Below are 12865 nucleotides of genomic sequence, written 5' to 3'. Positions count from 1 at the left end.
GACGATTGGCAGGACTATGAGAACAAGGAAGCCCCCACTGGTGAGCATCGGCAATACCATTCGTAATTAGAATGAAGATCAACCTGTAGGATCAGTTTCTGCGGAGTAGATGCCATGGGGTGCCCGGTTAAGACTCTCGTACGTCTGGCTTGGGGTTCTGTAAATGACGACCGGTTGACATGGCTTGGTCCGGCTGAGGACCGCATTATTAACTAGCAGGCAAAGCCGCGGACCAGACAGAGTCGGGAAGTACGGAGAAGCGGGGAATGCAGAACCGCCAGAAAGCGCTTGTATCGTGTTTTTGCAAAACGAGGTCGATGCCTGGGCCGCTTTCACGCCATCCGCTCGTGCCAGCGTGCGGCACGTCCCGCTTAAAGTCTAACCGAACTCAGTCGCAGCGCATTACCAATCACGGCTAGGCTCGATAGTGCCATCGCGGCCCCGGCGATCATCGGCGAGAGAAGCGTCCCCGTCAGGGGATAAAGGATACCCGCGGCTACCGGCAGGCCGACACCGTTGAAAACGAGCGAGAAAAAAAGGTTTTGGCGAATGTTGCGCATCACCGCCTCGGAGAGGCGCCGCGCCCGCACCAGCGCGGAAAGGTCGCCCTTCGTAAGGGTGAGACCTGCGCTCGCGATCGCCACATCGGTGCCGCTCCCCAATGCCACGCCGACGTCAGCCGCCGCCAGCGCCGGCGCATCGTTTACGCCATCGCCCGCCATTGCGACCTTTGCGCCCGCAGCCCGCAGCTCCGACACGATCCGTGCCTTGTCTTCCGGACGCAGATCCGCCCAGACCTCGTCAATCCCGCCAACCGCCTTTGCGACGGCCGTGGCCGTCGCCAAATTGTCGCCGGTCAGCATCACGATACGCAAACCGTCCGCGCGCAAAGCCTGGATCGCCGGGCCACTGGCGCTCCGCACTGGGTCAGCCACGGCGAGCAATCCGACCAAGCCGCCGTCTACCGCCACGAACATCGTGCTGGCGCCCGTGTTTCGATGGTGATCGGCAGTCGCCTCGAACGGCTCAGGTTCGATGCCGACCCGCTCCATCTGCGCTGCGTTCCCGATTACGACCAAGCGGCCATCTACCCGCCCACTGACGCCCAGCCCCGCCTGCGACTGAAAATCCGCGACCTCGGCCAACGCGAGCTTGCGTTCGCGGGCGCCGTCCACGACCGCGAGCCCGAGCGGATGCTCCGATTGAACCTCGAGCGCGGCGGCCAAAGCCAGGACGGCGTTCTCCGGCTCGCGGCCAAACGTCTCGATTTCCACCAGCCTGGGATGTCCCTCGGTCAGCGTTCCGGTCTTGTCGATCACCAGGGTATCAATCGCTGCCAGCGCCTGAAGCGCTTCTGCATTCTTCACCAGGACGCCTGCCTTCGCGCCCCTCCCCGTTCCGACCATGATTGACATGGGCGTTGCCAGCCCGAGCGCGCAGGGACAGGCGATGATCAGGACCGATACCGCATTGAGCAGCGCATGGCCGAACCGCGGCTCCGGACCAACCACTAGCCAGATGACGAACGTCGCGACGGCGATCGCTATCACCAGCGGCACGAACCAGCTCGAGACGCGATCCGCGACCGCCTGGATCGGGGCTCGGCTGCGTTGCGCGTCCGAAACCATGCGAACGATCTGTGCGAGCATGGTGTCGCTGCCGACCGCACGGACACCGAGAATGAGACTTCCCGACCCGTTCAGCGTCCCGCCGGTCAGCTTGCTGGCCGGGCTTTTCTGTACCGGCGCGGACTCCCCCGTCAGCATCGACTCGTCGACTGAGGAACGCCCCTCCAGCACCACGCCATCGACGGGCACCGCTTCGCCGGGGCGAATCCGTATCCTGTCGCCGATCACGACCTCGGACACCGGCACGTCGGTCTCGCTGCCGTCCTCGGCTATATGGCGCGCCATCTTCGGCGCAAGGTGCAGCAGCGCGCGGATGGCATTCCCGGTCGCTGCTCGCGCGCGCAATTCGAGGATCTGGCCTAGCAGCACCAACGTGACCACCATGCCCGCCGACTCATAATAGACCGGTACCATCCCGCCGTGACCGCGCAGGCTCGGCGAAAACATGTCGGGAAAGATGGTCGCGATGAAGCTGTACAGATACGCAGCGCCGACGCCCAAGCCGATCAGGGTGAACATGTTGAGCCGCCGCGTCACGACCGAAGTCCATGCCCGTCGGAACACCGGCAGACCCGCGCCGGCGACGATCGGTGTGCACAAGGCGAGCTGGATCCACGGCGACACACCTGCCGGAATGAGCCCCGGCCGCAGCATGTCACCACCCATTGCGAGCGCCAGCAGCGGGATACACAACAGCGTTGCGGCCCAGAAACGGCGGGAGAAATCGGCCAGTTCCGGGTTTGCGGAGTCATCGACCGACACTAGCACCGGTTCGAGCGCCATCCCGCAGATAGGGCAGATTCCGGCATGTGGCTGCCGGACCGCGGGGTGCATCGGGCAGGTCCATGCCCCGGCGTCCGCCGAACGTTCGCCGACCGAAACTGAATCGTCGAGATTTTCGATCATCATTGCCACTCCATCGGGCTTGGCCAACTGGCGAAAGTCACTCCTTCGCTGCGTCCAGATCTAGCCACGGAGACGATCGCGAAATTCGGCCAGTCGCGTCCGGTACCCGTCGGCATCGCCATATTCGAGGAATTCGTAATAGCGTTGCAGCGGATCATTCACGCGCAGCGCATGCTTGATCGGACACCAATATTGTTCGGTACGACTGCTGACCTCGCGAACGAAACCGATAAGACCATTGCCGTAGGAACAGAACATGCAGTTCAGCGCCTCGACCCGGTTCAGATAGGCCAGATGCCTCCGGTCGAAGAGGATATAGTCCGAGCGTCGAACCCGCTGGATGCCATAAGCCCGGAAACAGATTGCCTGGTAGAGACTTACCCACAGATCGACGAGCACGAAGGGCACGATCAGCGAGTAGATCACCGGGGCCGTAAGCCAGGAGACAAGCTCGGACTGCGCGATGAAGCGGCCGACCGACACCCGTAACTGGCGGTGCGCATCTAGGACACCGCGTTCGAACCCGACGATGCGGCCCGCGACCTCGACGCCCAACGCCCGCTTGCGGCTTTCGATCTCCCGATCGAGCTCGGCTTGTAGCCGAACAATCTCCTGGGCGATCTCCTGCATGCGCTGAGTCACAGGACGTCAGCAATGCTCGACATCGTGTGCCACGCAATCGGGCGGTCGTGGTTGGCGACGGTACCGAAGCGATGCTGCACGTTCATGGCGCGCCCATTGCCGCGATTTCCGTCGATCGGTTGATGCTCATCGCTGCGGGGTCCGATCGGTGTGTACGGTATCGTCGTCCGTCGGTCGGGCGACAACACTCCGACGCATCATAGCGGTCGATCCGGAGCGTGATCATCATCGGGAACTACGCAGGGCCGAGCACTCGGCGGGCCGGCTCGCGAACTCTCCGTGGCACCCTATGCGTAGTTCCCGATGGGCTCGTGCGCTGAGTTCCTCCGATACATCGGAGCTCGCACCAAGAGTGTCCGGAGATGCCGTCTTCTCCACGCATCAACCGAAGCGAAAGCGCTCACGCGCGTGCCCGGAAAGGCAACCATCATGACACCGCCGCCACGCGATTGGGATGAAGAGACCGACGTGATCGTCGTCGGCTACGGCTATGCCGGCGCAACGGCGGCGATGACCGCGCAAGAGGCCGGTGCGAAGGTGTTGCTGCTCGAAAAGGCGCCCGAAGCACACAAGGGCGGCAACAGCCGCGTTTCGGCCAATATCGTGTTCTGGCCCGCGGACGTGGACACGGCCAAGGTCTATTTCCGCGCGATGGCCGGGCCGTACATGGACGACATCTCAGACGAGCTACTCGACGTGTGGGCCACGGAGATGTTCGCCAACAAAGCGTGGCTCGAGGGCCTGGGCATGACCCCGGTCGAAATGCCGTATGTCGAGTTTCCCGAACTCACCGGGTCGGACTGCGTGCGCGTGCTGCTGAACGGGGAAGGCCCGGTCGGCGGCGAACGCCTCTGGCGCCTGATCGAGACCGCCGTCGAGGCGCGCCACGTCCCGATCTCTTATGACACGCCGGCGGTCAGCTTGGTGAAGGAGGAGCGCCGGATCATCGGCGTCATCGCCGAACGCCGCGGCAAGCGCGTCGCGATCCGCGCGCGTCGCGGCGTGGTGCTTACGTGTGGCGGGTTCGAGAACAACCCGGCCATGATCCGCAACTACGTGGATGGACTACCGCGCGTCCACCCGGTCGGCACACCCTACAACACCGGCGACGGCATTCGCATGGGGCTCGAGGTCGGCGCCGACCTCTGGCACATGAGCAACGTGTCTGGCCCGATCCTGTCGTTCAAGGCGCCGGATATCCCGGTCGCGCAGTGGCTGAACCTGCCGCACGGGCAAAGCTTCCTCTTCGTCGGCGCCGACGGCAGCCGGTTCACGATGGAGGGCGAACCCTGCTCGGTCGGCGACGCACATGGCAAGGTGAAGCGCCACGGTCACTGGGGGCGGCAGGCGATGCCCTTGCCGATCCACATGATCTTCGACGAGACCTATCGCAAGCACGGCCCGATCGGAAAGGCTGGTGCGGATTGGGACGTCAGTCACGGCAATCTGTACGACTGGAGCGACGACAATCTGCGTGAGGTCGGCAAGGGCTGGATCAAGACGGCGGGCACGCTGCGAGACCTGGCGGGGCTGATCGACCTTCCGCCCGCAGCGCTCGAGCACACGATCAGCCGCTTCAACGAGTCCGCGCGCAACGGCGCCGATCCGGACTGGGGTCGCAAACCCGTGACGCTCGGTGCGATCGAGACCGGTCCCTTCTATGCGATGGAACTGACCCCTGCGCTCGTGAACACGCAGGGCGGACCGCGGCGCAACGCGCAAGCGCAGATCGTCGGCGCGGACGGCGCTCCGATCGGCCGGCTGTTTTCCGCCGGCGAGCTCGGCTCGATCTATTCCTTTCTCTATCAGGGCGGCGGCAACATCGCGGAGTGCTTTGCCTTTGGCCGCGTCGCCGGACGCAACGCGGCGCGATCATGACCGCCGTACTCGATTGTGTCGTCATCGGCGGCGGTCCGGCGGGCCTCACCGCAGCGACCTATCTCGGTCGGTTCCGACGTAACGTTCTGGTGATTGACAAGGGGTGGAGTCGTGCCAAATGGATCACGCTCAGCCACAACCTGCCGGGCTTTCCCGACGGCATTTCCGGGGTGGACCTGCTGGCGCGCATGCGCGAGCAAGCGCGCCGCTATGGCGCCACGCTCGAGCATGGCACGATCGAGACACTGTACCGGGCGAACGACGGCGTGTTCCTGGCGAAGATGGGGCAAAATACCATCCTCGCGCGCACCGTGATTCTTGCGGCGGGCGTGGTGGAAAACAATCCTCCGGTCGCGCACGTCGCCGAAGCGGTGAAGGATGGCCTCATCCGCACCTGTCCGATTTGCGACGGATTCGAATCCATCGGCAAGAGGATCGGCGTGCTCGGCAACGGCGAGCATGCCGCCGCCGAGGCGCTGTTCATCCGGACCTTCTCGTCTCAGGTCAGCTTGCTGCTGCCCACGGGCGAGATCGCGCTGTCCCCAGAGACCCGCGCCGCACTGGCGGCGGCACGCGTCGAGATATTACAGGTCGCGGTGGGGTCGGTCGCCATGGAAACAAATGGCGTCACCGCCGTCGCAGTCGGCGACGGGGTCACGCACCGGTTCGACCTGGTCTATTCCGCGTTCGGCATCGTCCCCCAGACGATGCTGGCGATCGCAGTCGGCGCCACGGTCGACGCCGCGAACCGGCTGTTCGTCGACGGGCATCAGGAAACCTCGATCCCCGGGCTATTCGCCGCCGGCGATCTCGTTCGCGGCCTCAACCAGATCGCCGTCGCCGACGGCGAGGCGGCCATTGCCGCGACCGCGATCCACAATCGACTGTCAAAGATCCTCGCCCAGCCGGAGCCTTCGACAGCCGGTCTGAGTAGTTCCCGAGCGTAGCGGGCAAGCAAGCCGGTACGCTATTGAAGTTCGAGCGAACAGGCACCCGTCAAACTCGACGAAACGATTCACCGGACCAGGCGCTGCCTGCTCCGATGGAGACACCTGGACCGCTGCCATACCCTACGGGGTCGTTTTAAGAGGATCCACCTTATGCCGAGTCCTGTTCGGGCTGGGGCCGACATCATGCCTGCGGCGACGCCGGTGGTGGTCACGAGCCCCGAGATGTCGCCACCCAGCGTCCTGAAGCCGCTCTTCTTCCTGGCCTGGGCATTGTGCGCGATCTTCTATTTCTTCCAGTACGCGGTCCGCTCCGCGCCGGGCGTGATGCAGCACGAGCTGACTCAAGCATGGGGCGGCAACCACATCGGCGGCATGATCTCGGCCTATTATGTCGCGTACGCGCTGATGGCGCTGATCGCGGGTGTCTTGCTCGACCGCTACGGGCCGCGGCGAACGATTCCCTACGGTATCGCCGTCGTCGGCCTTGGATGCCTCGTCTTCGCTCAGGGGAGCGAAGCCGCCGGCGTGGCCGGCTTCGTCATCCAGGCGATCGGCGCGATCTTCGCCTTCATCGGCGCCTCCTATGTAGCCGCGCGCTATCTGCCCTCGCGGATGCTCGCGATGTTCATTGGCCTGACCCAGTGCTTGGGGATGGCGGGAGCCGCCTTCGGCTCCAAGCCGGTACATATGCTCATCGATCCGGCGGGCAGCTTCCACGTGCCATGGCAATATGTCTGGGTCGGCTTCGCCTGCGCCGGTTTCGTCCTGGCGATTGCGACGTGGGTCATCATGCCGCGCGATACGGGCGACAGTGAATCCCATCACGGACCCCTTTCGATGGCGAGCCTGATCCAGCCGTTCAAAACCGTATTCTCCAATCCGCAGAGCTGGCTTGCCGGTGTGATCGGCGGGCTACTGTTCCTGCCGACGACGATCGGCGCGCTCGTCTGGGCAACGTCCTTTCTCAACGGCGGCAAGGACATGTCGATGTCCGCCGCCGCGATGGAGGCGTCGATGGTGCCGATCGGCTGGGTGATCGGCTGTCCCTTGCTCGGCTATGTCGCCGACCATCTCGGCCGCCGCAAGCCGGTGCTGATCCTCGGCGCGCTCGTCATGCTCGCAGCGGGCCTGACCGCGATCTACGCGCCTGTCGGCCTGTTCCCGCCGTATAGCGTCGCGCTGCTGCTCGGTATCGCCTCGGGCGCTGCCATGATCCCCTTTTCAATGATGAAAGAGACGAACCCGTCGCAGGTCAAAGGTACGGCTGCGGGGGTCATGAATTTCCTCGTCTTCGTGACCAGCGGCATCGTCTCGCCGTTCATCTCGCGGCTGATGATCCCGCAGGGGACGCCACTTACCCTGCATCAGTTCCAGGACGGCTTCATGCCGCTGGTTGCGGGTGTCATCGTTGCGATCGGCCTGAGCTTCTTCCTGAAAGAGACCGGTCATCACGCGGACAAGGTCGTTCCCCTCGCCAAACCCACGGCACCTATCCTGGCGGCGGCGCACTGAGCGCCACGCCCGATAGCTCCAGCATCCCCGACTTCTTCAAAGGCAATTTTCCATGATCGTCACCGTGTTCAGCACCAAATCCTATGATCGCACGTTTCTGGAGCCGGCCGCCGGCACTGCCCACAGTCTGAAGTTCGTCGAGAGCCGGCTGACGCAGGAAACTGCGATCCTCGCGCGCGGTTCAAAGGCGGTCTGCGTCTTCGTGAACGATCAGGTGGATGCGGCCGTGCTGAAGGTTTTTAAGGAGCTCGGCATCGAGATCGTCGCACTGCGTTCGGCGGGGTTCAACAATGTCGATCTCGTAGCCGCAAAAAAGCTCGGCATCGCCGTCGCCCGGGTGCCGGCTTACTCTCCCGAAGCCGTTTCGGAACATGCGGTGGCGCTCATCATGGCGCTCGATCGCAACATCCACCGTGCCTATGCGCGGGTTCGCGAGGGCAATTTCGCTCTTGAGGGCCTCCTGGGCTTCAACCTCCATGGTCGCACCGTAGGGATCGTCGGGACGGGCCGCGTCGGCACCAGCCTTGCCAAGATCATGCTCGGCTTCGGCTGCAAGGTCATCGCTTATGATGTCATGGCCAACGAGGGGTGCGCTGCGATGGGCGTCACTTATACGACGCTCGAAAATCTACTCGGCCAGGCCGACATCGTGTCCCTTCACTGCCCGCTCACCGACGAGACACGGCATCTCATCGATGCGGCAGCGATCGGTCGCATGAAGCACGGTGCGATGCTCATCAATACCAGCCGCGGCGGCATGATCGACACCGCGGCGGTGATCCAGGGGCTGAAGAGCGGCGCGATCGGCCATCTTGGGCTCGACGTCTATGAGGAGGAAGACGATCTCTTCTTCGAGGATCTATCCAGCGCGGTAATTCAGGACGATGTATTCGAGCGGCTACTGATGTTCTCGAACGTGCTCGTGACCGGCCACCAGGGCTTTTTCACAAAGGAAGCCCTAAGCGCGATCGCCGCGACCACCATGGCCAATTTGTCGACGTTCGAAGCAAGCGGACAAGCGACCTACCAACTCGCCGCTTGAACGCGCCCCTTCGCAGGTGCGCCCCGTAAGCACCGATAGGTACTTCCCGACGCTGGTACCTCCGGTTGGGGCTTTTACGGTGTTGCGACGTGCAATCTGAGGATCATCCGATGCAGTTCCCCCATTCGATCGTCGCGGTGTTCGACGATCACGAAGAAGCCGATGCCGCCGTCAAGGCGCTGGCAGCCTCGGGTTTCGAGTTCCGCCGACTGAGCGTCGTCGGCAAAGGCTATCACACGAGCGAGACCGCGACCGGCTTCTACAATAGCGGCGACCGGATCCGTTTCTGGGGATCGCGTGGCGCGCTTTGGGGCAGCCTCTGGGGTCTGTTCTTGGGAGGACTTTACGCGACGGTGCCGATGGTCGGCGGCGTTGTGCTGCTCGGCCATCTGGCTGCCGCCGGGATATCCGCGATCGAAGGTGCCATCGTACTTGGCGGCGCCGGTGCTCTCGTGGCAGGCCTCGCGAGCCTTGGAATCCCCGAGGATAGCATCGTCACCTATCAGGCCGAGGTAGCCGCAGACGGCTTTCTGGTCATGGCGCATGGCACAGCGGGCGAAATGGATCGTGCGCGCGCGACGCTAGAGACTCTGTCGCCGCGGCGGATCACCGTTCACGATGCGGACCTGGCTGCATCTGCTCCAGCTCTGGCCGCAGTGACCGATCGGGCGGCCTGACGATCGTGACCGTCGATCCTGCCAGACCGCCGGTGGCCGCTCCTTTCTGGACCGAATCAGTCGAGGTAGTGTTGGCCAAGCTCGGCGCCTCGCGCGACGGGCTCAAAGGATTGGACGCGACCGAGCGTCTCAGGCAGCACGGCGCGAACAGCGACGTGGTCGGGAAGCGGACAGGTCCCGTCCGCGCGATCGCGCGGCGGCTGCTAGAGCCGCTTTCTTTGATCCTGCTCGGCGCCGGGATCGTCTCGATGGCAACGGGCGATGCAATCGGCGGTTCGATCATCGTCGTCATCCTTGCCTTCTCGGTGCTGCTCGACACCTATCAAGAACGACAGGCGGTCCACGCGGCCGAGATCCTGCGCCAGTCGGTCGCGATCTCGGCGACCGTTCGGCGCGATGGCGCCTTTGTGCAGGTCTCGATCGACACAGTCGTGCCGGGCGATATCGTGCGCGTTCAGGCGGGTGATATCATCCCAGCCGACGGCCTTATCCTCGACAGCAGCGCCTTCACCGCAAATGAGGCGGCGCTGACCGGCGAACCCTATCCGGTCGAGAAAAAGCCGGGAGTGGTCACGGCCACGTCGGCGGCGGAAGCATCGGACGCTCTCTTCCGCGGCGCGATCGCGCAAACCGGGTGCGCGACCATGCTGGTCGTCGGTACCGGCGCTGACACGATGTTCGGATCGGCGGCGGCCGCGCTGGCCACCGCGGAGGGCCCCTCCCCGTTCGAGCGCGATCTCCGCGGTTATGGCCTGCTGACGACGCGACTGACGCTCGCGCTTGTCGTCATCGTGCTCGCCGCCAGCATCTTCCTCGGCCGACCGCTGCTGCAGTCGCTGCTGTTTGCGGTTGCGCTGGCGGTTGGCCTGACGCCTGAATTGCTGCCGATGATCACGACCGTCACGCTGTCGCGCGGAGCGATGCGAATGGCGAAGCGGAAAGTCATCGTGAAGCGGCTCGCCTCGATTCACGATCTCGGCGCGATGACGATCCTGTGTACCGACAAAACGGGTACGCTCACCTCCGCCCAGATTAGCTTGGCGCGAAGCATCGCGCCCTCGGGCGCGGACGGTCCCGAGCCGGCCCGGCTAGGCGCCATTGCCGCCGCGCTCGGTGGAGGTCAGGGGGCGCTCGATCTGGCGTTGGTGGCGGCGTCGGCTAAGGCGGTCGAGGGTTGGACGCTCGCCGCGCAAGGGGTGTTCGATTTCGATCGGCGGCTTGGGTCGGTCCTGGCCCAAGGCTCCAACGGGCCGGTCCTGATCCTGAAGGGCGCACCGGAAGCCGTCCTAGCCGCCTGCGGGCAGGGGCGCTCGGGTTCCGGCGCGACGCCGCTCGATCCCGAAGCCCGCGACGCGGTGGTACGCCAGGTCCTGTTGCTTGCCGGGCAAGGATTGCGTGCCATCGCCATCGCGTCGCGGCCCTGGGTCGGCGCCATCCACGCACCCGAGACCGAAGACGAGACCGACCTCGTGTACGAAGGGCTGTGCGCGTTCGCCGATCCCCCGAAAGCGACCGCGCACGCGGCGGTGACACGGCTCAAAGCGGCGGGCATCCAGCTTAAGATCCTGTCTGGCGACGATCCGGTCGTGGTTGGACGGCTTGCAGGGCTGGTCGGTCTCGCCACGCGAAAAACCCTGTCGGGCGCCGACATTGCCCGGCTCAGCGACGATGCGCTGGCGGTGCAGGTCCACAACGTCCATACTTTTGGTCGGTTGGCGCCCGACCAGAAGGCACGGCTGGTCCGCGCGCTCCAGGCAGGTGGCGCGGTGGTCGGGTATCTCGGCGACGGAATCAATGACGCGCCGGCGCTCAAACTTGCCGATATCGGCTTGTCGGTCGAGGGCGCCGCGAGCGTCGCCCAAGCGTCGGCGGACATGATCCTGCTCGACAGCGATTTGGGGGTCGTCGCCGACGGCGTCGAAGAGGGGCGGCGGACCTTCGCCAACATCCTCAAATATGTGCGCATGGGCGCGAGCTCGAACTTCGGCAACATGCTGTCGATGGCAGCCGCCTCGCTATTCCTGCCCTTCCTGCCGATGCTCCCGACCCAGATCCTGCTCAATAATCTGCTCTACGACATATCGGAGATCGGCATTCCGTTTGACGGCGTCCGGCCCGAGGCAGTCGCGCGACCCCAGGTCTGGGACATGCGCGCGCTAATCCGGTTCGCCGCGGTGATGGGCCCGTTATCGTCGGCCTTCGATCTGTTGACCTTTGCCGGGCTCTCTCTCGTCTTTCACGCAGCGCCCGCGGAATATCGAACCGCATGGTTCCTGGAGACGATGGCGACCCAGATCCTGGTGATCTTCATCATCCGCACCAATGGCCGGCCTTGGGCGGATCTGCCGAGACCGGCACTGGCAATCTCATCGCTGGGCGCCCTGCTCGTGGCGCTGGCGCTCCCGTTCACGCCGGCTGGCCACTGGTTCGGCTTCGTCGCGCCGCCGATCGAGGTCGTTGCCGGGCTCGGGCTCGTGACGATCGCCTATCTGGTCTCGGCCGAACTCCTCAAGACCTTCCTGTTCAACCACATGCCACGCAAGCACGGGCGTGGCCTTCGCCGTCGGCGAGCGCGCTAGCTTGGTACTGGTGCGGTGGATCTGGCACGCCATGTTGCGCAATACCGGTCCGGTCCTCGGCATGGCGGCGATTGCAGTGGTAATCGGCGCAGTCGCCCGGATCGGCGATCTTGCGGCGTTTGCCGCACTGTTGCGAAGGGCCCGACCCGGCTGGCTGATGGTCGCCGCTGTATTACAGGCAGCGACCTATCTTTGCGTCGCCAGCGGATGGAAGTTCGTCCTGGCGGCGGCCGGTTCGCCGCGGTCGTTCCGACGGCTCTATCCTATCGCGATCGGCAAATTGTTCGCAGATCAGGTCGTGCCGGTCGCCGGAATGGGCGGTAACCTGTTTGTCGTCGAGCGGCTGACAGCGTTGGCCGTGGACCGTGGCGTCGCGGTGGCCGCGCTGCTGATCTCGATGACCGGCTTCTACGCGGCCTACAGCGCCTGCGCGCTCGGGATGCTGACCCTCCTTTGGAGCAAAGGCATCGCCTCGCTTTGGATGACCGGCTTCGTGCTCGTCTTCCAGGTCGTGGCGCTTGCCATTCCGGGGCTCGCCATCTGGATCCGCCAGCGCGGGCAGCGCCCGCTCTCGCCTGTCCTTTCCCGTTTCGCCGTAGTACGCAACCTGCTCCTGATCGTTGCCGAAGCGCCCAAGTCCTTGCTCGTTAACCGCGCCCTAATCGGTCGCGCTGTCGCGGCGAACGGTCTTGTCTTCTTCCTTGATGCGGCAAGCTTGCTGGTCTGCTTCCGCGCTCTCGGACAGGATGTGAGTTTCTCGGTCACGTTCGTCGCGGTGGTAGTCGCCTCGATGATTGCCACATTGGGTCCGATCCCGCTCGGTCTCGGCACATTCGAAGCCGGCGCGACGGGGATGCTAAGTCTTATGGGCGTTTCCGTCGAAGCAGCGCTTGCGGCGACCCTGCTTCTTCGCGTGTTCACGCTCTGGCTGCCGTTGCTTCCCGGATACCTGCTGATCCGAAGGGTCTTGCGCACAAAGGGCGAGCCCCTCTCGCCTGCGTAGTTTCCGACGCTGGTGGCGCGCTCCCGCCCCTGCAACCTGGCACCTGCG

The 12865-nt window shown here is 64.5% G+C and carries 9 protein-coding genes; 7 read left to right on the top strand and 2 right to left on the bottom strand.

Annotated elements, in window-relative coordinates; all coding sequences use genetic code 11:
• Positions 1–371: 371 nt before the first annotated feature.
• Both NLI89_RS13125 and NLI89_RS13120 read right to left on the bottom strand, forming a co-directional pair.
• Positions 372–2537: a copper-transporting P-type ATPase gene (locus tag NLI89_RS13125; protein WP_439144512.1), complete on the bottom strand. Its 2166-nt coding sequence runs from the start codon at positions 2535–2537 to the stop codon at positions 372–374.
• Between the two features lie 57 nt (positions 2538–2594).
• Positions 2595–3164: a hypothetical protein gene (locus NLI89_RS13120; protein ID WP_254687424.1), complete on the bottom strand. Its 570-nt coding sequence runs from the start codon at positions 3162–3164 to the stop codon at positions 2595–2597.
• 441 nt (positions 3165–3605) lie between these two features.
• Between NLI89_RS13120 and NLI89_RS13115 the strand changes: the two genes are divergently transcribed.
• The 7 genes from NLI89_RS13115 to NLI89_RS13085 all read left to right on the top strand — a co-directional run bounded on the left by NLI89_RS13115 (position 3606) and on the right by NLI89_RS13085 (position 12817).
• Entirely contained in the window at positions 3606–5054 is a 1449-nt protein-coding gene (locus NLI89_RS13115) for an FAD-dependent oxidoreductase (protein ID WP_254687423.1), read from the top strand.
• A complete protein-coding gene (locus tag NLI89_RS13110) occupies positions 5051–6001 on the top strand; it encodes an NAD(P)/FAD-dependent oxidoreductase (RefSeq protein ID WP_254687422.1) in 951 nt (316 codons plus the stop codon). Before NLI89_RS13115 ends, NLI89_RS13110 begins: the two co-directional genes overlap by 4 nt.
• A 153-nt stretch (positions 6002–6154) precedes the next feature.
• On the top strand, positions 6155–7516 hold the full coding sequence (locus NLI89_RS13105; protein WP_254687421.1) for an MFS transporter: 1362 nt from the start codon (positions 6155–6157) through the stop codon (positions 7514–7516).
• Between the two features lie 52 nt (positions 7517–7568).
• A complete protein-coding gene (locus NLI89_RS13100; protein WP_254687420.1) occupies positions 7569–8558 on the top strand; it encodes a 2-hydroxyacid dehydrogenase in 990 nt (329 codons plus the stop codon).
• Positions 8559–8668: 110 nt separating this feature from the next.
• The gene (locus tag NLI89_RS13095) at positions 8669–9235 is read left to right on the top strand and encodes a general stress protein (RefSeq protein WP_254687419.1); all 567 of its coding nucleotides are present in this window, start codon (positions 8669–8671) and stop codon (positions 9233–9235) included.
• A 5-nt stretch (positions 9236–9240) separates the two neighbouring features.
• Complete coding sequence (gene mgtA / locus NLI89_RS13090) at positions 9241–11814, top strand: magnesium-translocating P-type ATPase (RefSeq protein WP_368077280.1); 2574 nt, start codon at positions 9241–9243, stop codon at positions 11812–11814.
• Positions 11786–12817 (top strand): lysylphosphatidylglycerol synthase transmembrane domain-containing protein, encoded by a 1032-nt coding sequence (locus NLI89_RS13085; protein WP_254687417.1) that lies wholly within the window; start codon positions 11786–11788, stop codon positions 12815–12817. The genes mgtA and NLI89_RS13085 overlap by 29 nt, the downstream gene beginning before the upstream one ends.
• Positions 12818–12865 lie beyond the last annotated feature (48 nt).

The organism is Sphingomonas faeni, from assembly GCF_024273235.1.
GTDB classification, from domain to species: Bacteria; Pseudomonadota; Alphaproteobacteria; order Sphingomonadales; family Sphingomonadaceae; genus Sphingomonas; species Sphingomonas faeni_A.
The sequence above is the reverse complement of the archived record's forward strand: the minus strand, read 5'-3'. Positions and strand labels throughout refer to the sequence as shown.

Bases quoted from the DNA above. Each gene is read 5' to 3' on its own strand.
- NLI89_RS13125 (WP_439144512.1), bottom strand. From the start codon at position 2,537: ATGATGATCGAAAATCTCGACGATTCAGTTTCGGTCGGCGAACGTTCG.
- NLI89_RS13120 (WP_254687424.1), bottom strand. From the start codon at position 3,164: ATGCAGGAGATCGCCCAGGAGATTGTTCGGCTACAAGCCGAGCTCGAT.
- NLI89_RS13115 (WP_254687423.1), top strand. From the start codon at position 3,606: ATGACACCGCCGCCACGCGATTGGGATGAAGAGACCGACGTGATCGTC.
- NLI89_RS13110 (WP_254687422.1), top strand. From the start codon at position 5,051: ATGACCGCCGTACTCGATTGTGTCGTCATCGGCGGCGGTCCGGCGGGC.
- NLI89_RS13105 (WP_254687421.1), top strand. From the start codon at position 6,155: ATGCCGAGTCCTGTTCGGGCTGGGGCCGACATCATGCCTGCGGCGACG.
- NLI89_RS13100 (WP_254687420.1), top strand. From the start codon at position 7,569: ATGATCGTCACCGTGTTCAGCACCAAATCCTATGATCGCACGTTTCTG.
- NLI89_RS13095 (WP_254687419.1), top strand. From the start codon at position 8,669: ATGCAGTTCCCCCATTCGATCGTCGCGGTGTTCGACGATCACGAAGAA.